Below are 19,418 nucleotides of genomic sequence, written 5' to 3'. Positions count from 1 at the left end.
GACGGACGGCTACGCCTCAGCAGCAAATGCCGCCCCCGCCCCTCCGCTGGACGGCAATGCTGCAAGCAGCATGCCGTCCAGCTACGGCAGGCCCGATGCCACGCCCGGGGCGGCATCTGCTGCTGCGGCTATGCGTTCGGCCCGCCTTTCGTCGCTGGACACCCTCGAGTCCGAGGCCATCCACATCATCCGCGAGGTTGTTGCCGAGTTTGAGAAGCCGGCGCTGCTGTTCTCCGGCGGCAAGGATTCCGTGGTGATGCTGCACCTGGCCACCAAGGCGTTCTGGCCCGGCAAGGTTCCGTTCCCGGTGCTGCATGTGGATACCGGGCACAATTTCCCGGAGGTCATCGAATTCAGGGACCGGACCGTGGAGCGGTTGGGGCTCAAGCTCGTCGTCGGCTCCGTCCAGGAGTTCATCGATTCCGGCGAGCTGGCCGAGCGGGCCGACGGCACCCGCAACCCGCTGCAGACCGTCCCGCTGCTGGACGCGATCCGGCGCAACAAGTTCGACGCCGTCTTCGGCGGCGGCCGCCGGGACGAGGACAAGGCCCGGGCCAAGGAACGGATCCTGAGCCTGCGCGACGAGTTCGGCCAGTGGGACCCGCGCAACCAGCGCCCCGAGCTGTGGAACCTCTACAACGGCCGGCACACCGTGGGCCAGCACGTCCGTGCGTTCCCGATCAGCAACTGGACCGAACTGGACATCTGGCGCTATATCGAGCGCGAGAACATCGACCTGCCCGGCCTCTATTACGCGCACCGCCGCGAGGTCTTTGCCCGCGACGGCATGTGGCGCGCGGTGGGCGAGGTCTCCCAGCCCCGCGAGGACGAACAGGTCATCACCAAGACGGTCCGCTACCGGACCGTCGGCGACATGTCCTGCACCGGCGCCGTCGAATCCGCCGCCGCCACCGTGCGCGACGTCGTGATCGAAGTTGCCGCCTCCACCATCACCGAACGTGGCGCCACCCGGGCCGATGACCGGATCTCCGAGGCAGCCATGGAAGACCGCAAGAAGGACGGCTATTTCTAATGAGCACCGACATCGACACAGTCCGCGCGGCCGCCCTCCTCGACGAGGCCCCGCTGGCCTCTGCGACCCTTTTCCGTTTCGCGACTGCCGGTTCGGTCGACGACGGTAAATCCACCCTGGTGGGCCGGCTCCTGCATGACTCCAAGGCGATCCTGGCAGACCAGCTCGACGCCGTCGCCCGCACCTCCGCGGACCGCGGCTTCGGCGGCTCCGGGGCCACAGACCCCAACGGGAAACAGCGGATCGACCTGGCCCTGCTCACCGACGGCCTGCGCGCCGAGCGGGAGCAGGGCATCACCATCGACGTCGCCTACCGCTACTTCGCCACGGACCGGCGCAGCTTCATCCTCGCGGACTGCCCCGGGCACGTGCAGTACACCAAGAACACGGTGACCGGCGCGTCCACCGCGGACGCCGTCGTCGTGCTCATTGACGCCCGCAAGGGTGTCCTGGAGCAGACCCGCCGGCACCTTTCCGTGTTGCAGCTGCTGCGTGTGGCGCACGTGATTGTGGCCGTGAACAAGATCGACCTGGTGGACTTCAGCGAGGACGTGTTCCGCGGGATCGAAGCCGACGTGCAGAAAGTGGGCCGCGAGCTGGGGCTGGGCGCCGATGGGGTTACCGATTTGCTGGTCATTCCGGTGTCCGCGCTCGACGGCGACAACGTGGTGGACCGCTCGGACCGCACACCCTGGTACGGCGGCCCTGCCCTGCTCGAAGTCCTCGAGACGCTGCCGGCCGCGGACGAACTCGAAAGCCATCTGGAAAGCTTCCGGTTCCCCGTCCAGCTGGTCATCCGGCCGCAAGGCGCGCTGGCGCCCGACGCGATGGCCGGCGGGCTCGACGCCGAGGCGTACCGCGACTACCGCGCCTACGCCGGCCAGATCACCGAGGGCGCGGTGACACTGGGGGACCAGGTCAGCGTGCTGACCCCGGGACAGGCCCCGCGCACCACCACCGTGGCCGGCATCGACTTCGCCGGGCGGGAACTGACCGAGGCGGTGGCCCCGCAGTCCGTGGCCCTTCGCCTGGCGGACGAGTTCGACGTCGCCCGCGGCGACACGATCGCGGCGGCGGGGACTTCCGGGGGCAAAATACCGGAGGCCTCGGCGGACCTGTACGCAGCGCTGTGCTGGCTGTCGCCGAAGCCGCTCCGGGAAGGTTCCAAGGTGCTGGTCAAGCACGGCACCCGCACCGTCCAGGCCCTGGTCCGGAACGTGACGGGAAAGCTGGACCTCGCCACCTTCCAGCTGGAGCCCACGTCCACCCTGGATCTCAACGACATTGGACATGCCCAGTTGCGGCTCGCCGCGCCGCTGCCGCTGGAGAACTACCTGCACCACCGCCGCACCGGCGCGTTTCTGGTGATCGATCCGATGGACGGCAACACCCTCGCCGCCGGCCTGGTCAAGGACCACCCCGGCGACCACGAGGACGAGCGCTACTCCATCTGAGCGGCCATGGTCGCCGGAAACGCGCGGGGTCGCCGTCACCGTGCGGCGACCCCGCGCGGGTCCCGCGAATTCGCCGGTGGAAGGCACCGCGATTGGATCCCTGAGCCGGATGGTGGGCCCGAATATGACGCTCCATGAACCCGCGTGACCCCGGGTTTCCGTGCCGTTGAACCCCCTATATGACACTCCCTATGGTGAATCCATGACCACCACGGAACGGCTCAACGGCAGCTCCCGCCGGGCAACCCAGAGACGATGTCGCCGGCGCTGATCATCGCCCGACCAGATTCAACGCCCACGGACAGGACCCAAGCCATGTCAATCCCTGAACTGCCCCAGCCCGGCACCACCCGGATCGTCGCCGGTGAATCTGCCAGGCCCACACGCAAGCGCACCCTGGAGATCAGCCTGGCCGCAGGACTAGTCCTGCTGATCGGCGCCGGCGCCGCCGTCGCATCCACGGCGTCGCGCGGCAACGAGGCCGCGGCCGCCCCCGCCGCAGCATCCCCCGCTACCGAACTCAAGCTCGGCTACTTCGGCAACATCACCCATGCCCCGGCCCTCGTCGGGGTTAACAAGGGCTTCATCGCCGAGGACCTCGGCGGGACCAAGCTCAGCACCCAGGTCTTCAACGCCGGCCCCGCCGCCATCGAGGCCCTCAACGCCGGCGCCATCGACGCCGCCTACATCGGCCCCAACCCGGCCATCAACTCCTACGTCAAGAGCAAGGGCGAATCGATCAGCATCATCGCCGGCGCCGCCTCAGGCGGGGCGCAGCTGGTGGTTAAGCCCGAGATCGCCTCGGCCGCGGACCTGGTGGGCAAGAAGCTCGCGACGCCGCAGCTCGGCGGCACCCAGGACGTTGCCCTGCGCGCCTGGCTCGGCAAGCAGGGCTACAAGACTTCCCCGGACGGCAGCGGCGACGTCGCCATCAACCCCACCGAGAACGCCCAGACCCTGAAACTGTTCCAGGACGGCAAGCTCGACGGCGCATGGCTGCCGGAACCGTGGGCCTCCCGGCTGGTGCTCCAGGCCGGCGCGAAGGTCCTCGTCGACGAGCAGGACCTCTGGGAGAGGGGGGAGTTCAGCACCACGGTCCTGATCGTCAACAAGAAGTTCGCCGCCGAACACCCTGACACGGTAAAGGCACTCCTGAAGGGCCACGCCGCATCCGTCGACTGGCTCAATGCGGCACCGGCGGCGGAGAAAGCCACCGTCCTCAACGCCGCGCTCAAGGAATCCGCAGGGGCGGCCCTGCCGTCGGACGTGATCGACCGATCGCTCAAGAACATCGTCTTCACCGTTGACCCGCTCGCCGGGACGTACCAGAAGCTGCTCCAGGACGGCGTCGACGCCGGCACCACCAAGCAGGCCGACATCAACGGCATCTTCGACCTCACCGCGCTCAACAGCGTCTCGGGTCAGGGTGCCACCGGCAAGAAGACCTCCGCGCAGGGGCTGGGCAAGGACTAACCCGTCCAGCCGCTCCCCTCCCGCCAGACAAGTTAGGACGTGACCATGCCAGTGGTACTGGAACACCTGGGCAAGCGCTTCGGCGACGGCGCCCCGGTGCTGGACGACGTCAACGCCAGTATCGGGCAGGGCGAGTTCGTCGCCCTGCTCGGTGCGTCCGGCTGCGGCAAGTCCACCCTGCTGAACATCATGGCGGGACTGGAGGCCCCGACGTCGGGCGCCCTGGAAGTGCCCAGCGACGGCGCCGCCTTTATGTTCCAGGACGCGGCGCTCTTTCCCTGGCTCACGGCCCGGGAAAACATCGAGCTGGCCCTGAAGCTGCGCGGCGTCGGGAAAGCTGAACGCCGGGTGAAAGCCGACGAGCTCCTTGATCTCGTGCACCTGGCCGAGGCGGGGGACAAACGCCCGCACGAGCTCTCCGGCGGCATGCGCCAGCGTGTGGCCCTGGCCCGCTCGCTGGCCCAGGACCGGCAGCTGCTCCTGATGGATGAACCTTTTGCGGCCCTGGATGCGATCACCCGAGACCTGCTGCATGACGAGCTGGAGCGGATCTGGAAGGAAACCGGCCGCACCATCGTCTTTGTCACCCACAACGTCCGCGAAGCCGTCCGGCTGGGCCAGCGTGTCCTGTTGCTCTCCTCCAGGCCAGGCCGTGTGGTGCAGGAATGGAACGTCAGCGAGGAACACCGCACGGACGCCGGACTGGCCGGACAACTCACCGGCGCTATCACTGCCCGGCTACGCGAGGAGATCCGCCGCCATGCCAAATAAGCACACTCCGCTGATGGAGCCCGCCGAAGCCCGCCACATCACCGCAGCCCTGACCCGGTCCTCCACCGGCTCTGCCGACCTGCGCGAGCTCGAGGCCGGGCTGGACTCGCTCCAGTCCGACGCCGTGCACAAGTCACGGATCGACTGGAGCCGGATACTGCTTCCCGTCGCGGCGCTGGCCGTCCTGCTGGTCGCCTGGCAGGTCTACGTGTCCCTGGGCTTCAAGCGGCGCGACCTTGTACCCGGCCCGCTGGATGTCCTGGGCCAGATCGGAATCCTGTGGGGTGAGGGGAAGCTGCAGGAAGCCGTGTGGACCTCCCTGCAGCGCGGCCTCGTGGGGTTCCTGATCAGCGTTGCCATCGCGACCCCCGTGGGACTGCTGCTGGCCCAGGTCGCCCCGCTGCGGCGTGCGTTCGGGCCGCTGATCTCCGGACTCCAGGTGCTCCCGTCCGTGGCCTGGGTGCCGGCGGCCATCATCTGGTTCGGCCTGACCGACGCCACCGTGTACTTCGTGGTGTTTATGGGCGCCATCCCGTCGATCATCAACGGGCTGGTTTCCGGTGTGGACCAGATCCCGCCGCAGTACCGCAGGGTGGGGACGGTCCTGGGCGCCTCCCGGCTCCAGATGGCGCTGCAGATTGTTCTCCCGGCCGCGCTGCCCGGCTACCTTGGCGGCCTCAAACAGGGCTGGGCCTTCTCCTGGCGGTCCCTCATGGCCGCGGAAATCATCGCCGTCGGCGGCACCATCGGATTTGGCCTCGGCTCGCTCCTGGACCAGGGCCGGGTCCTGTCCGACATGACCACCGTGATGGCCGCGATCCTGCTGATCCTCGCCGTCGGCATCCTGATCGAACTCCTCGTCTTCGCCCCGATAGAGAAGCGCCTGCTCCGCCGCCGGGGCCTGCTGGCCGGCAGCACCCGGTAGCGCCAGCCACCCGACAAAGCAACGCGGGGTCACTTACGGCCCATAAACCTCGGGTTTATGGGCCGTAAGTGACCCCGCGTTGCTTTCTTCGGGAGGTCACTCGACCGCGCTCGTCTACGGTGCAGAAGTCCGAAGGCCCGGCCGCGGCGCGCGTCCGGGAGAACCGGTCATCTGGTCCAGCGGTGCGCCCAGCGTGGCGGAGAAATCCAGAGCCACCTCGGCAGCGAGGGCGCCGGCCCGCTCCAAGTGTTTGCCGAACCGTTGCTTGGGCGCACTGACGTTGAATGCCGCGACGATTCGCTGTTTGAAGTCGTAGACGGGAGCGGATACGCCCACGACGCCGAGTTCGAACTCCTCGTCCACCACGGCGTAGCCGCGGCGGCGGATCTGGGCAATTTCGGCGCAGAGCTCTTCGAAGGTCTCGATCTTGAACGGAGCGTGCCCGGCGGACGCGACCTGCTCTGACTCCAGGGCCAAGGGCGAGAGATCCCGGGTGCCCCGCTGGGCCGAGATCTTGGCCGCATGGACGTCATACCAGTCCCGGAGCGCCGTGGTGTCCCAGTCGCTGACAAGCACACGCCCCGAGGACGTACCCCAGGCATCCACACTGACGCCCTCCCATCCGAGGGCACGGTAGGTGTGGTTGGACATTTCGCTCTTCAGTGTCAGCACGGTGCCGCCTCGCAGCACGCAGAGGTGGGTGGTTTCGTGTGTGGCTGCGGAAACACGCTTCAAATAGGGTGCAGATGCGCTGACCATCCGGGCCTCGGCGGTTCTGGCCGCCAGCGCATATAGCCCGTACCCCAGACCGTAGAGCAGGCTGTCGGGGTCGCGGCTAACCAGTCCCGCCTCCGCGAGGGTGGCAAGTGTGCGGGACACCTGCGCTTTATCCCTGCCGGCGATCTCGGCAACCTTGCTGACACCCAGCCCGGATGCTTCAACTGCTTCCGGTGAGCCAAGAATTTCGAGTAGTTCCAGATCGCGGCGCAGACCGGAGGAGTTCCGCCGCGCCGGCTGGCCAGCGGTGCCTCTTGCGGCTTTGGGAGAGTCGGTCATGGAAAGACCATAACAATATGGCGTTGACATATCAACAACTCGTATTGCGCAAAAGGGAACCAGGGTTCTACGGTTGTGGCATGGCTCACGTCGATGTGAGCCGCGATCCTTGACCCGACGAAGTGAAAAGGAGGATCACGTTGAACGACTCGTTCTTCTCGGACTTCGGTTTGTTCCTCACGAAGAGAGCGGCAGATATCGCCGAATCCGCCGCCCAGCACCTTGCGGTGGTTTTGGTGTCCCTGCTGATCGCCACGGTAGTCGGCGTGGGCATCGGAGTGCTGGTGTGGGATAAGCCCATCAGCCGCTCGGTGGCAATCGCCGGCGCCGGCGTGGGTCTGACCATCCCGTCCATGGCTTTGCTGGCGCTGCTCATCCCGCTACTCGGGCTCGGCTGGACCCCCACCGTCGTGGGACTGGCCTTCTACGCGCTGCTCCCCATCATCCGCAACACAGTGGTGGGCCTGCGCGAAGTACCGCCCGCCGTCTCTGAATCGGCCCTCGGCATGGGGATGGGAAGAGTCAAGACCCTCATCCGCGTCCAGCTGCCCATGGCCTGGCCCGTTGTCCTCACCGGGGTGCGGGTCTCCGCCCAGCTCTCCATGGGCATCGCCGCCATCGCCGCCTACGTAGGCGGCCCGGGCCTGGGCGAAATGATCTTCAAAGGCCTGTCCAGCCTCGGCTCCAAAAACGCCCTCAACTTCGCGATCGTCGGCACTGTCGGCGTGATCGTCCTTGCCCTTCTGCTGGATGGAGCGTTTGTACTCATCCGCCGCCTCACTACCTCAAGGGGACTTCGTGTCTGAATCATTCTCCCGTCCGGCCGCCGGCGCCCGGATCGTCCTGCAGGACGTCACCAAAACGTACCCGGGGCAGGCCGGCCCCGCCGTCGACTCCTTCTCCCTGGACATCGCACCCGGCGAACTGATCATGTTCGTGGGGCCCTCCGGTTGCGGCAAAACCACCACCATGAAGATGATCAACCGCATTATCGAGCCCACCTCCGGGTCCATCACCATCGACGGCGAGGACATCCTGTCCCTGAACCCGAACGAACTCCGCCGGCGGATCGGCTACGTGATCCAGCAGATCGGGCTTTTCCCGCACATGACCATCGCCGAGAACATCTCGGTGGTTCCCAAACTGCTCGGCTGGGACAAAAACAAAACCCGGGCCCGCGTTGAAGAACTACTCTCGGTGGTCGAACTCGACCCCAAAATGTACGCCTCCCGCTACCCGCGGCAGCTCTCCGGCGGCCAGCAGCAGCGCGTCGGTGTGGCCCGCGCCCTCGCCGCCGATCCTCCCGTCATGCTCATGGACGAGCCCTTCGGCGCGACGGACCCCATCACCCGCGAAAAACTACAGAGCGAATTCCTGCGCCTCCAGGAAAAGATGAGCAAAACGATCGTCTTTGTCACCCACGATTTCGACGAAGCCGTACGCCTGGGCGACAGGATCGCCGTACTGTCCGAACGCTCGCAGATCGAGCAATTCGACACCCCCGCGAACATCCTGGCCAACCCGGCCAACGACTACGTCTCCCAGTTCGTCGGCCACGGCGCCGCCCTGAAGCGGCTGGGACTTATACCGGTGCACCAGGCACGACTGGGCCCCAACGTCGCCATCCGCGGAGCCATCGAAGTCAGCGTCAACGATTCCCTCCGTGATGCCCTGGACTCTCTGGTCCTCTCCGGCGGAACCCCGGTGGCCGTGGTCAACGAGCAGGGCCGGGTGGTGGGGTCCATCGACATCGAGAAGATCTCCGCCGTCCTGGGCGCTGAGATCCCTGCAGCACCCGGGGGCGGAGCGCTCGACGGCGGACCGTCCGACGGCGGCGCCCTCACCAGTGGTGCCCGCACCAGTGGAGCCTCTACCAGTGGAGCCTTCACCAGTGGAGCCCGGCCATGACAGCCCAGGCCACGCGGGACCTCGCCACCGCCTTCGGAACAGCATCCAACCGGCGCGGGAAGTACTTCTCCGTCAAGCGGTTCGGCACGCCGATCGTCATTGTTCTGGCCCTTCTCGCCCTATACCTGTGGGTTTCCTCGCTCCAGTTGGACTCAATTGAGCTGCGGACCCTGAATTGGGCCTACCTGCAGGACCGGACCGTGGAACACCTGAGGCTTACGGTGGTTGCCTCCGCGATCGTGGCGGCCATCGCCATCCCGGCCGGCATCGCGCTCAGCCGCATCCACTCCAAGGCCGTGCACGCCATAGTTTTCGGCATTGCCAACGTGGGCCAGTCCACGCCGGCAATCGGTCTGGTGATCCTGCTCGCCATTGTCTGGAAACTCGGCTTCGAGGTGGCGCTGGTGGGCCTGGTGGCCTACTCCGTCCTGCCGGTCCTGCGGAACACCCTGGTGGGCCTGGAACAGGTGGACTCAAGCCTCACCGAAGCGGCCCGCGGGATGGGTATGCGCCCGCTGCAGATCCTCACCCGGATCGAGCTTCCGCTGGCCATCCCGGTGATTGTGGCCGGGCTCCGGACCGCCCTGGTGTTCTGTGTGGGCGTGGCTACCGTGGCCACCTTCATCAACGCCGGCGGCCTGGGAGACATGATCGTCAACGGACTCAAGCTCCAGCGCTGGCCGGTCCTGATCACCGGCGCAGTGGTGGTCTCGTGCATCGCCCTCACTATCGACTGGCTCGCCGGCCTGGCCGAAGACCTCCTCAAGCCCAAAGGCCTCTGACCACCCTCCACCCACCAACTTCTTCCCCGCTGCCAGGCTTTTCCGGCTCTGGCTCCTGCCCGCTCCAGCAAAGGACACACCATGAAAAAACCTGTTCTCGCCCTCCTGGCCACCGGCGTCGTTGCCGCACTGAGCCTTACCGCCTGCGGCGGAGCCGCGTCCTCCTCCACCAGCGATGCCAAGGGCAAAGAGCTCGAAGGACTGACCGGCGTCTTCGGCGCCAAGGACTTCTCCGAGCAGTTCATCCTCTCCCACATCACCAGCCAGCTGCTGAACGCGCACGGCGCCCAGACCACCACCAACACCAAGGTGGTGGGCTCTGCCAACGTCCGTACCGCCTTCGAAACCGGCCAGTTCGCCGGCTACTGGGAATACACCGGAACGTCCTGGATTACCTACAACAAGCAGACCACTCCGCTCAAGGACAAGAAGGAAATGTTCGACGCCGTGAAGGCCGTCGATGCCAAGAAGGGCATCGCGTGGCTGGAACCGGCTCCCCTGAACAACACCTACGCGTTCGCGATCCGCGAAGACAAGGCCAAGGAGTTGAACGTCAAGTCCCTCTCCGACGTCGCCAAGCTCCCGGCAAAGGAACAGACCTTTTGCATGGAAAGCGAATTCTCCACCCGTGATGACGGCTGGCCCGGCCTGAAGAAGGAATACGGCCTGAGCCCGGATGCCAAGGTTGCGATGCTGGACACCGGCGTCATCTACACAACCACCCAGAAGGGCCAGGACTGCAACTTCGGCGAGGTCTTCGAAACCGACGGCCGCATCCCCTCCCTGAAACTCCAGGTCATGGAGGATGACAAGCACTTCTTCCCCATCTACCAGGGGGCGCTGACCATCAAGGCGGACATGCTCGCCAAGTACCCGGCCATCGCCGACATCATGGCCAAGGTCTCCCCGAAGCTCACCACCGAGGTCATGCAGAAGCTCAACGCCAAGGCAGACGTCGACGGCGACGATCCGGACCAGATCGCCAAGGAATGGCTCACCTCGGAAGGGCTGATCTAGGGATGGCCGAGCAGCAGGCACTAGCCCCGTCCAAGGCCCGGAATGCGGGTCAGCAAGCGGTCCAGATCGGCGAATCTTTCGTCGGCGACGGCGTCAACGCGGCCCACGTGAACACCGTCCTGGGCCACCGGGACGGACCGGCAGGAACGGCCTGGGCCACCGCCCTGGCAACGCCGAGTGCAGGCCACGTCCCGTTCGTCACCGTGCTCCGGCCGTCGCTGCCGGTCAAGCCGCTCACGCTCTTCGTCACCAAGGCCGCACCGGTCAACGACCGGCACGGAACCCTGATCTGGGGCGCCGCCCAAGCTGGCATCGCCGCCGGCGTCGCCGATGCCCTGGCCAGCGGTACTGTCACCGAAGAGCAGGCCGATTCGCATGTCGTCATCGCCGCCGTCTGGGTCAACCCCGACGCCGACGACGAAGAGACCGTGTACGGCAACAACCGCGAATCCGTCCGCACCGCCCTGGAAAACGCTGCCAGGCAGCTGCCCTCCACGGCTGCGGTGATCGCGGCACGCAACTCCCCGTCCAACCCCTTCTTCACTCCGAGAGGCTGACAGCAATGAAGATCACCGCAATCCGGCTGACCCGCATGGTCCTGCCCCTAGACCCGCCGTTCAACGCAGCCTGGGATCCGGAGCCCCGCACCTCTTTCCCGGCCACTCTGGTGGAGGTGGATACCGACGAAGGCATCACCGGTGTGGGCTCCGGCGACACCATGGACGGCTTCGAAGCCTACGAGCACCTCTTCATCGGCACCGATCCGCTGGCCATCCTCAACCAGGTCCGCCGGATCGAGACCATCAACTTCCACGGCGGCCGCTACTGGCCGCTCGAGGCAGCGCTCTGGGACATCATCGGCAAGGTGGCCGGGCTTCCGGTCGCCACCCTGTTCGGCGGCGCCCGCGACCGGCTCGTTGCGTATGCCTCCTCCGGCGAACTGAAGTCCCCGGCGGCGCGTGCCGAGTCCGCGCTCGCGGCCAAAGCCCGAGGCTTCAAGGCCATGAAGATCCGCATCTCCCGGGACCACCTGCAAGAAGGTGTGGAATCCGTCCGGGCCGCCCGTGAGGCCGTGGGAAGTGGCTTTGACCTGATGGTTGATCTCAACCAGATGTGGCGCATGAGCGGGGACATCGAACCTGCCCTGGAACTCGCCAAGGTGCACAGGCTGGCCGCCCAACTGGCCGAACTGGACGTCCGCTGGCTGGAAGAACCGCTCCCGCAGGCCGACATTGTGGGCGCCCGGCGCGTCCGCGAACAGACCGGGATCCAGGTCTCCGGTGGCGAAATGGTCCGCAGCATGGCCGAAATGATGGCCTTGATCGAGGCTGACGCCTATGACATCTACCAGCCGGACGTCGCCCTGGCCGTGGGCATGTACCGGGCACGGCAGGTGGCCGAAGCCGCGAACCTCAAGCATCGCTTCTTCACCCCGCACACCTGGAGCAACGGCTTGGGCCTGCTGGCCAACCTGCACGTAGCCGCCGGCGTGGACGCAGGCCCCTACCTGGAATTCCCCTACGATCCACCGGGATGGACCCCGGAGCGGCGGGACTTCTTTATGGAACCGCTGGACATCGACGGCGACGGGACCCTCAGAGTCCCCGATCTTCCAGGCCTGGGCGCCGTCATCGACTACGACGCCGTCAAAAAGTACTCGGTCTAAGGAACAGGCAATGACAGCAACAAAGAACGACTGGATCCGCCGGGCCGCCGCCCAGCGTCCGTCCACCGGCCTCTACATCGCCGGAGGTTTCCGGGACGCCCGGAACGGCGCATTCTTTCCCACCGTCTCCCCGCGGGACGGCGCCGTCTTCGCCCAGGTGTCGGCGGCCGGGGAGCAGGACGTGGACGACGCCGTCCAGGCTGCGCACCGGGCCTTCGAATCCGGCACCTGGTCCCGGACTGACCGGCGCCACCGGCAGGAGGTGCTCACCCGCCTCTCCGAGCTCATCCTCGAAAACCTCGAGGAGCTCGCGCTGCTCGAATCCACCGACAGCGGCCACCCGATCGGCGACGCCCTCGGCGTTGACGTCCCCAGCTGCGCCCGGACGTTCCGCTGGTACGCCGAGGCCCTGGACAAGGTCTACGACGACGTCGCGCCCACTCCGCGCAACGCCCTGGCGATCATCTCGCGCGAACCCCTCGGCGTGATCGGCGCCGTCGTGCCCTGGAACTACCCGCTGATCATCTCCGCCTGGAAGGTGGCTCCGGCCCTCGCGGCAGGCAACTCGGTGGTCCTCAAACCGTCCGAGCAGACCAGCCTCAGCGCCCTCCGGCTGGCCGAACTCGCCAGCGAGGCCGGGGTGCCGGACGGCGTCTTCAATGTCATCCCCGGTCTGGGCGGGGTGGCCGGCGCCGCGCTGGGCCGCCACCCGCTGGTGGACAAGATCACCTTCACCGGATCGCCGGAGGTTGGCCGGTTCTTCCAGCGCTACGCCTCCGAATCCAACGGCAAGCAGGTGGCGCTGGAGCTCGGCGGCAAATCACCGCAGGTGGTCCTGCACGACGTCGGAGACCTGGCCGCCTGCGCCTCCGCCGTCGCCTGGGGGATCTTCTACAACGCCGGCCAGACTTGCCACGGCGGTTCCCGCCTGCTGGTGGACGAACGGGTGCACGACGAACTACTCGAAGAGGTCATCAAGGTGGGCCGATCGCTCCAGCTTGGCGACCCGCTGGACCCGGCCACACAGATCGGAGCCATCATCGATGACCGGCAGCTGGAGAGCATCCTGGGCTACTACCGGATCGCCGAATCCGAAGGCATCAGCGTCGCCACCGGCGGCACCCAGGTCCGTCCGGCCGGCGTCGAAAATGGGTTCTACCTGGAGCCGACGGTCCTGGACCGCGTCAACAACGCCGGACGCATCGGCCAGGAGGAAATCTTCGGTCCCGTCCTGGCCGTCAGTACCTTCCGCGGAGCCGCCGAGGGGGTCCGGATGGCCAACGACACCAAATACGGGCTCGCCGCGAGCGTCTGGACGCAGGACATCACCAAGGCCCACACCGCGGCCAGGGAACTGCGCGCCGGCACCGTCTGGGTGAACACCTTCGACGTCGCGGACATCATCACCCCGTTCGGCGGCTTCAAGGAATCCGGCTTCGGCAGAGACCGTTCCCTCCACGCCCTGGACGCCTACTCCGCACTCAAAACCACCTGGATCAACCTCGGCGACGACGCCCTGGACGACGCCTGACTCCCCGGAAACGAGACCTGGACCTATGACCGCAACAACTCACGCCCCCTCCGCCGCCCCCACGCAACTGCTGCCCGGAACCGCCCGCATCGGCTTCATCGGCCTGGGCAACATGGGCTCCGGGATGACCCGGAACCTGCAGGCCGCCGGCTTCCAGCTGATCGTCAACGACGTCCGCAGGGAATCCGCTGACGGGCTCATCGCCAACGGCGCCGAATGGGCGGACAGCGCAGCGGCCGTCGCCGCCGGCTCCGACGTCGTGATCACCATGCTGCCCACGCCCCAGCATGTGGAGGCCGTCGCACTGGCGCCCGCCGGCATCCTCGCCGGGCTGGCCGACGGCGGCATCTGGGTGGACATGTCCACCTCCGTCCCCGAGGTGGCCAACCGCGTCCGCGAGGCCGGTGCCGCCCGCGGCATCCGCGTCCTGGACGCCCCTGTCAGCGGCATGTCCGTGGGCGCGGCGAACGGCATGCTGCAGATTTTCATCGGCGGCGAGGCTGCCGACGTCGAACACCTCCGCCCGGTGTTCGAAGCGATGGGCGACCCCGAGCGGATTCTGCACGTGGGCGGTCACGGAGCCGGCTACGCCGTGAAGCTCATGATCAACCAGTTGTGGTTCTCACACCTTGTGGCCACTGCGGAAGTCCTCAGTACCGGCGTCAAGGCAGGCGTGGACCTCGAAGTCCTGCGCCAGGCACTCATCGCGAGTCCGGCCAACTCCAACTTCCTCCAGAACGATGTGCTTTCCATCCTCAACCACGGCGACTACGACGAAGGCTTTGCCATTGCCCTGGCCTGCAAGGACCTGGGCCTTTCGGTGGACCTCGCCCGTTCCGTCGGCGTTCCCGTTGAGCTTTCGTCCCTCGTGGAGCAGCTCTACCGCCGGGCGAGGGCGCTCTACGGCGACACAGCCGGCGAAATGACGCCCGTGAAACTCTACGAAGACGCCATCGGCGTCCAGCTGCGGACCGCAGCGACCAAAACCGCAGCAGCAGGAGCCTGACATGCACACACGGATACAGATCCACGCGGAGCTCGCCTCCACCGAACTGACATTGGATCCCAAGCCCACCGCCTATTTCGGCCGTGGCCGGGTGGCCGAGGTCGGCGGGATCGTGGCCGCGCTGGGAGGCAGGCACGCGCTGATCGTCACCGATCCCTTCCTCGCCACCACCGCGGTGGTGGCCGCGGTCCGCGCCTCTATTGAAACCGCGGGACTCTCCGTCACCGTCTTCGACGGCGTGACCCCGAACCCCACCACGACCTGTGTGGATGCAGGCTCCGACCTCGCCGCCGAATCGGCAGTGGATGTCCTGGTACCGGTGGGCGGAGGCTCCTCCATGGACGCGGCCAAGGGGATCTCCCTTGGCGCCGTAAACCCTGCCCGCGGCGCCGGACTGGACTACAGAAATCACTTCGCCAATCCGGCGCTGCCCATCGTAGCGGTCCCGACGACCGCCGGCACCGGCGCTGAAGTCAACGCCTTCGGCGTGGTCACTGACATCGACGCCCACCGCAAGTTCTACGTGGGACACGAATCGGCGTTGCCCAAGGCCGCGGTATTGGACCCCGAGCTGACCATAGGCCTTCCGCCCAAGGCGACCGCAGCCACCGGCATGGACGCGCTCACGCACGCGATCGAGTCCTACTGTTCGATCCGGCAGAACCCGTACTCGGACGGCATTGCCCTGCAGGTGGTGTCTATGGTGTCGGAGTTCCTGCCGCGTGCAGTTGCGGACGGCACGGACATAGAGGCCCGGTCCCAGCTGCTCCTTGCCTCCCACATCGCGGGCGTCGGCTTTTCGCACACCGGATTGGGCCTGGTGCACGCCATCGCCCATCCTCTCGGCGGCCGATTCAACATTCCGCATGGCCTGGCCCTCTGCCTGGTGATCGAGGATGTACTGCGGCTGAACCTGCGCGCCCGCCTGGACCGGACAGCCCGCCTGGCCTTCGCACTGGGCGTGGGGGATACCGCGGCCGGCTTGCAGCAGAACGCCGAGGCCGCCGTCGCTGCTGTGGCGTCCCTCGCCCGGGAGGTGGGCATGACCGCCCGGCTGACCGATTTCGGCGTTACCGGCGCGGACCTCGACTCCCTCGTCGAAGACACCCTGGCCGACTCTGTTATCAACAACACCCCCGTGCCGCCCACCGCCGTCGAAATCCGCACAATCCTCGAGAAAGCACTCTAAGTGGACACCACCCTGCAGCTTGACACCCCGATCACCGACGCCGAGCGGGAATTCATCGGGACCCTGCCGACTCAGCTCTTCATCGACGGCGAATGGACTGATGCCTCCGACGGCGCCATATCTGCCGTCGAGGATCCCTCCACGGGTGCCACGCTGGCGTGGATCGCAGACGCCGCGCCGGCGGATGGCGACCGGGCCCTCGCGGCGGCGGCCCGGGTCCAGGACTCCTGGGCCGCGACCCCGCCCCGCGAACGCGGCGAAATCCTGCGCCGCGCGTTTGAGCTGGTCACGGCCCGGGCCGACGACTTCGCGATGACGATGACCCTGGAAATGGGCAAGCCCCTCGCAGAATCCCGCGGCGAAGTAGCTTACGGTGCCGAGTTCCTGCGCTGGTTCTCCGAGGAAGCCGTCCGCATTTCCGGCCGCTATTCCACCGCGCCGGACGGCAAGTCGAGGCTGCTGGTGACCAAACGTCCCGTGGGCCCGTGCCTCTTCATCACGCCGTGGAACTTCCCTCTGGCCATGGCGACGCGCAAGATCGCCCCGGCCATCGCGGCAGGCTGCACCATGGTCCTCAAGCCGGCCAATCTGACACCTTTGACGGCGCTGCTGCTGACCGAGGTGCTCCTGGAGGCCGGCCTTCCCGCGGGCGTTCTCAACGTTATACCCACCACGAGGCCCGGCGAGGTCACCGGTCCCCTGATCCGGGACGGCCGCCTGCGGAAACTCTCCTTCACCGGATCAACCGGGGTGGGAAGGCAGCTCATCGCCGATTCCTCCCATCAGGTGCTGCGTACCTCCATGGAGTTGGGCGGCAACGCGCCCTTCCTCGTGTTTGAGGACGCCGATCTGGACGCCGCGCTGGACGGCGCAATGCTGGCCAAGCTGCGGAACATGGGAGAGGCATGCACCGCCGCCAACCGCTTCATTGTGCACGAGTCCCTGGCCGGCGAATTCAGCTCGCGCCTGGCGGACCGTATGGGTTCGCTCATCCTGGGCCGCGGCTCGGCGGAGGGAACCAACATCGGTCCGCTGATTGATGCCAAGAGCCGGGCCAAGGTGGACGAACTCGTGCAGGACGCCGTCGCAGGGGGAGCCACGGCGCTCACGGGAGGATCCCCTTCCGCCGGTGTTGGCCATTTCTACCCGCCCACGGTGCTCACGAACGTGCCGGCAACCGCACGGATCCTCAAGGAGGAAGTCTTCGGGCCGGTGGCGCCTGTGGTCAGCTTCAAAACTGAGGCCGAAGCGATCGCCCTGGCCAACGACACGGAGTTTGGCTTGGTGGCCTACGCCTACACCCGGGACCTCAACCGGGGATTGCGGCTTTCCGAAAAGGTGGACGTCGGCATGTTCGGCTTGAATACCGGCATTGTGTCCAACCCTGCCGCGCCGTTCGGCGGGGTCAAACAGTCCGGTATGGGCCGCGAAGGCGGCACCGAGGGCATCGAAGAGTACCTCGAGACCCGCTACATCGGCATCGCTGACCCGTCCTGATGCGGATTTTGGTGACGGGCGGCACCAGCGGAATCGGTGCCGCCCTGGTCCGGGAATCCCTCCGCGCCGGTCATACCGTCTCCACAACAGGAAGGGACGCCGGGAGGCTGGAGGCGTTCCTGGCGTCCTGCTCCGGACTCGGCCAGGTTCACGGCACGGTGGCCGATGCGGGCCACTGGGACCAGACCCGTGACGCCGTTGCCGCGGCCGTCGGGGCTCTCGGAGGCCTGGACGTTGCCGTGGCCAACGCCGGGTTCTCTTCACCCGGAGACCTCGCAGACGGGGACCCGGAGACGTGGCGGGACATGGTGCTGACCAACGTCTTTGGTCCGGCGATTCTGGCCAAGGCGGCGTTGCCTCAGCTCATTGCCAACCGCGGGCACTTTGTCCTGACCGGCAGTACAGCCGGCCGCAAGGTGTATCCAGGCAATCTCTACACGGCCACCAAATGGGCAGTGGCCGGGTACGCCGAATCACTGCGCCAGCAGCTGGTGGGGACAGGCGTGCGGGTGCTGCATATCGCCCCCGGGCACGTGGACACGCCGCTGTGGAAGAAAGCGCCCGACGCCGCCGTCACGCCTGGAGCAGTTGCAGGCGCCATCCTCTGGGCGCTCAACCAGCCGTCCGGTGTGGACGTTTCCGAAATCACGATCCGGGCCACCGGCCAGAGATTCTAGCCACCCCACCACAAGACCAACGCGGGGTCACTTACGGCCCATAAACCTCGGGTTATGGGCCGTAAGTGACCCCGCGTGGGTTTTTCCGGTTGACGGGAGCCCCTCCTCCCGGCTCCTTGTCCCGGCTCCTTGTCCCGGCTCCGGTACCGGCCTAAACTCACGGCTATAGGCCGGTGTGCGGCCGATCCAGCCCAATCGTGAGGAGACAGCCGTGGCGCCAAAATACGGAGTGCTGGCACTGGTCGAGGCCAAGCCGGGGAAGGAACAGGAGGTCTGGGACTTCCTCAACGGCGGCCGCGAGATTGTGCTCAGCGAACCAGGCACCCGGACCTGGTATGCCTTCCGGGTCAACGAGAACACCTTCGGCATCTTCGACACCTTCGATACGGAGGAGGGCAGGCAGGCCCACCTCAACGGTGCCATCCCCGCGGCCCTTGGCGAACACGGCCCGGCACTGCTCGCCAAGGACCCGGACATCAAGCTAATAGAGCTCATTGCAGTGAAGTAGGCGCGTTGCCCGCCCCGCAGAATCCGGAACGGGGGCTCATTGACACGGACACGCCGGCATTACTGTCCGACGTGGCTGCTCCGGCCGTCAAAGTGCCCCCGGACTGCACGGTGCTGACCCCGCCCCCGGATCTTTCCGCCGCCCGATTCCTCGAGCGGCTCGACGCGCTGCGCTCGGACGCAGAGCAGAGCAAGTACGTGCGCTACTTCAAGTCCGGCCCCGGCGACTACGCCGAAGGCGACTTCTTCACGGGCGTCCGGATGGGCGAAGTCTTCCAGCTGGCCAAGGAATTCGCGGCGCTGGAGCTGCCGGAAATCGAGGCTCTGCTGGAACAGGACATCCATGAGGCCCGGGCCGGGGCCGTCAAGATCATGGCCCTGCGGGCTTCGGCAAAGACGACCCCGGCGAACCGCCGTCGGGAACTCTATGAGCTCTACCTGCGCCGGCACGACCGGATCAACAACTGGGACCTTGTGGATCTGGGCGCCCCCGGGTGGTCGGCGGCTGGCTCGGGGACAAGCCGCGGGACATCCTGTACGCCCTCGCCCGCTCGCGGGACTTGTGGGAGCGGCGCACCGCATCGTTGCCACGTCCTGGTTCCTCCGGGACGGAGACCTGGACGACACCTACGCGATCGCCGAACTCCTGCACGAGGACCCCCAAGACCTCATCCACAAGGCCGTGGGCGGCTGGGTCCGGGACGCGGGCCGCAGCGACCGGCCGCGGATGCTGGACTTTCTGGATGCCCACGCCGCGACGATGCCGCGTGTGGCCCTGCGCTACGCGATCGAACATCTGGACAAGGCCCAGCGCCAGCACTACCTCGCTCTGAAGGCCCGTTGACGGCGACAACTATGTGACGCGGCGTTACCCCGCGTGAACGGGTGTTTCCGGTCCGTTGTTCCGCCCTGTGGCGCCGCCCTAT

Annotated in this window: 19 protein-coding genes and 1 pseudogene; 19 read left to right on the top strand and 1 reads right to left on the bottom strand. The window is 66.8% G+C overall.

Annotated elements, in window-relative coordinates; translation table 11 throughout:
• The first annotated feature begins 70 nt into the window (after positions 1–70).
• From cysD to ACZYZE_RS04645, 5 genes are all read left to right on the top strand, one after another.
• Entirely contained in the window at positions 71–1,033 is a 963-nt protein-coding gene (gene cysD, locus ACZYZE_RS04665) for a sulfate adenylyltransferase subunit CysD (protein ID WP_463906707.1), read from the top strand.
• Positions 1,033–2,487, top strand: coding sequence for a sulfate adenylyltransferase subunit 1 (locus ACZYZE_RS04660; protein WP_463906476.1), 1,455 nt, complete (start codon positions 1,033–1,035; stop codon positions 2,485–2,487). The genes cysD and ACZYZE_RS04660 overlap by 1 nt, the downstream gene beginning before the upstream one ends.
• A 315-nt stretch (positions 2,488–2,802) precedes the next feature.
• Positions 2,803–3,960, top strand: coding sequence for an ABC transporter substrate-binding protein (locus tag ACZYZE_RS04655; RefSeq protein WP_459319706.1), 1,158 nt, complete (start codon positions 2,803–2,805; stop codon positions 3,958–3,960).
• Between the two features lie 45 nt (positions 3,961–4,005).
• Complete coding sequence (locus ACZYZE_RS04650; RefSeq protein WP_459319705.1) at positions 4,006–4,731, top strand: ABC transporter ATP-binding protein; 726 nt, start codon at positions 4,006–4,008, stop codon at positions 4,729–4,731.
• On the top strand, positions 4,721–5,656 hold the full coding sequence (locus ACZYZE_RS04645; protein WP_459319704.1) for an ABC transporter permease: 936 nt from the start codon (positions 4,721–4,723) through the stop codon (positions 5,654–5,656). Before ACZYZE_RS04650 ends, ACZYZE_RS04645 begins: the two co-directional genes overlap by 11 nt.
• Before the next feature lie 114 nt (positions 5,657–5,770).
• On the opposite strand, the gene ACZYZE_RS04640 is transcribed toward ACZYZE_RS04645, so the two are convergent.
• Positions 5,771–6,712: an IclR family transcriptional regulator gene (locus tag ACZYZE_RS04640; protein WP_459319703.1), complete on the bottom strand. Its 942-nt coding sequence runs from the start codon at positions 6,710–6,712 to the stop codon at positions 5,771–5,773.
• Between the two features lie 140 nt (positions 6,713–6,852).
• Between ACZYZE_RS04640 and ACZYZE_RS04635 the strand changes: the two genes are divergently transcribed.
• The 14 genes and pseudogenes from ACZYZE_RS04635 to ACZYZE_RS04570 all read left to right on the top strand — a co-directional run bounded on the left by ACZYZE_RS04635 (position 6,853) and on the right by ACZYZE_RS04570 (position 19,336).
• Entirely contained in the window at positions 6,853–7,518 is a 666-nt protein-coding gene (locus tag ACZYZE_RS04635) for an ABC transporter permease (protein WP_459319702.1), read from the top strand.
• Positions 7,511–8,620 (top strand): ABC transporter ATP-binding protein, encoded by a 1,110-nt coding sequence (locus ACZYZE_RS04630; RefSeq protein WP_463906474.1) that lies wholly within the window; start codon positions 7,511–7,513, stop codon positions 8,618–8,620. Before ACZYZE_RS04635 ends, ACZYZE_RS04630 begins: the two co-directional genes overlap by 8 nt.
• A complete protein-coding gene (locus ACZYZE_RS04625) occupies positions 8,617–9,402 on the top strand; it encodes an ABC transporter permease (RefSeq protein ID WP_459319700.1) in 786 nt (261 codons plus the stop codon). Before ACZYZE_RS04630 ends, ACZYZE_RS04625 begins: the two co-directional genes overlap by 4 nt.
• 81 nt (positions 9,403–9,483) lie before the next feature.
• Positions 9,484–10,419, top strand: a complete 936-nt coding sequence (locus ACZYZE_RS04620; RefSeq protein WP_459319699.1) for a glycine betaine ABC transporter substrate-binding protein — start codon at positions 9,484–9,486, stop codon at positions 10,417–10,419.
• A 2-nt stretch (positions 10,420–10,421) separates the two neighbouring features.
• A complete protein-coding gene (gene fae / locus ACZYZE_RS04615) occupies positions 10,422–10,976 on the top strand; it encodes a formaldehyde-activating enzyme (RefSeq protein ID WP_459319698.1) in 555 nt (184 codons plus the stop codon).
• Between the two features lie 5 nt (positions 10,977–10,981).
• Positions 10,982–12,085, top strand: a complete 1,104-nt coding sequence (locus ACZYZE_RS04610) for a mandelate racemase/muconate lactonizing enzyme family protein (RefSeq protein ID WP_459319697.1) — start codon at positions 10,982–10,984, stop codon at positions 12,083–12,085.
• Between the two features lie 10 nt (positions 12,086–12,095).
• Positions 12,096–13,616, top strand: coding sequence for an aldehyde dehydrogenase (locus tag ACZYZE_RS04605; protein WP_459319696.1), 1,521 nt, complete (start codon positions 12,096–12,098; stop codon positions 13,614–13,616).
• Positions 13,617–13,641: 25 nt separating this feature from the next.
• Positions 13,642–14,622 (top strand): NAD(P)-dependent oxidoreductase, encoded by a 981-nt coding sequence (locus ACZYZE_RS04600; RefSeq protein WP_459319695.1) that lies wholly within the window; start codon positions 13,642–13,644, stop codon positions 14,620–14,622.
• A gap of 1 nt (position 14,623) precedes the next feature.
• Positions 14,624–15,811, top strand: coding sequence for an iron-containing alcohol dehydrogenase family protein (locus tag ACZYZE_RS04595; RefSeq protein ID WP_463906470.1), 1,188 nt, complete (start codon positions 14,624–14,626; stop codon positions 15,809–15,811).
• A 12-nt stretch (positions 15,812–15,823) separates the two neighbouring features.
• On the top strand, positions 15,824–17,308 hold the full coding sequence (locus ACZYZE_RS04590; RefSeq protein WP_459319708.1) for an NAD-dependent succinate-semialdehyde dehydrogenase: 1,485 nt from the start codon (positions 15,824–15,826) through the stop codon (positions 17,306–17,308).
• On the top strand, positions 17,308–17,985 hold the full coding sequence (locus ACZYZE_RS04585) for an SDR family oxidoreductase (protein ID WP_463906467.1): 678 nt from the start codon (positions 17,308–17,310) through the stop codon (positions 17,983–17,985). The genes ACZYZE_RS04590 and ACZYZE_RS04585 overlap by 1 nt, the downstream gene beginning before the upstream one ends.
• Positions 17,986–18,196: 211 nt before the next feature.
• Positions 18,197–18,493, top strand: coding sequence for a putative quinol monooxygenase (locus ACZYZE_RS04580; protein WP_459319692.1), 297 nt, complete (start codon positions 18,197–18,199; stop codon positions 18,491–18,493).
• A gap of 71 nt (positions 18,494–18,564) precedes the next feature.
• Positions 18,565–18,921, top strand: a pseudogene (locus ACZYZE_RS04575) (DNA alkylation repair protein); the annotation flags it as partial.
• Positions 18,922–19,054: 133 nt separating this feature from the next.
• Complete coding sequence (locus tag ACZYZE_RS04570) at positions 19,055–19,336, top strand: DNA alkylation repair protein (protein ID WP_459319691.1); 282 nt, start codon at positions 19,055–19,057, stop codon at positions 19,334–19,336.
• Positions 19,337–19,418 lie beyond the last annotated feature (82 nt).

Source organism: Pseudarthrobacter woesei (assembly GCF_055412745.1).
This window is presented reverse-complemented; position numbering and strand designations above follow the sequence as displayed.

Excerpts from the sequence above, each read along its gene's own strand:
- cysD (WP_463906707.1), top strand. The coding sequence starts at position 71 with ATGCCGTCCAGCTACGGCAGGCCCGATGCCACGCCCGGGGCGGCATCT.
- ACZYZE_RS04660 (WP_463906476.1), top strand. The coding sequence starts at position 1,033 with ATGAGCACCGACATCGACACAGTCCGCGCGGCCGCCCTCCTCGACGAG.
- ACZYZE_RS04655 (WP_459319706.1), top strand. The coding sequence starts at position 2,803 with ATGTCAATCCCTGAACTGCCCCAGCCCGGCACCACCCGGATCGTCGCC.
- ACZYZE_RS04650 (WP_459319705.1), top strand. The coding sequence starts at position 4,006 with ATGCCAGTGGTACTGGAACACCTGGGCAAGCGCTTCGGCGACGGCGCC.
- ACZYZE_RS04645 (WP_459319704.1), top strand. The coding sequence starts at position 4,721 with ATGCCAAATAAGCACACTCCGCTGATGGAGCCCGCCGAAGCCCGCCAC.
- ACZYZE_RS04640 (WP_459319703.1), bottom strand. The coding sequence starts at position 6,712 with ATGACCGACTCTCCCAAAGCCGCAAGAGGCACCGCTGGCCAGCCGGCG.
- ACZYZE_RS04625 (WP_459319700.1), top strand. The coding sequence starts at position 8,617 with ATGACAGCCCAGGCCACGCGGGACCTCGCCACCGCCTTCGGAACAGCA.
- ACZYZE_RS04620 (WP_459319699.1), top strand. The coding sequence starts at position 9,484 with ATGAAAAAACCTGTTCTCGCCCTCCTGGCCACCGGCGTCGTTGCCGCA.
- fae (WP_459319698.1), top strand. The coding sequence starts at position 10,422 with ATGGCCGAGCAGCAGGCACTAGCCCCGTCCAAGGCCCGGAATGCGGGT.
- ACZYZE_RS04610 (WP_459319697.1), top strand. The coding sequence starts at position 10,982 with ATGAAGATCACCGCAATCCGGCTGACCCGCATGGTCCTGCCCCTAGAC.
- ACZYZE_RS04605 (WP_459319696.1), top strand. The coding sequence starts at position 12,096 with ATGACAGCAACAAAGAACGACTGGATCCGCCGGGCCGCCGCCCAGCGT.
- ACZYZE_RS04600 (WP_459319695.1), top strand. The coding sequence starts at position 13,642 with ATGACCGCAACAACTCACGCCCCCTCCGCCGCCCCCACGCAACTGCTG.
- ACZYZE_RS04595 (WP_463906470.1), top strand. The coding sequence starts at position 14,624 with ATGCACACACGGATACAGATCCACGCGGAGCTCGCCTCCACCGAACTG.
- ACZYZE_RS04585 (WP_463906467.1), top strand. The coding sequence starts at position 17,308 with ATGCGGATTTTGGTGACGGGCGGCACCAGCGGAATCGGTGCCGCCCTG.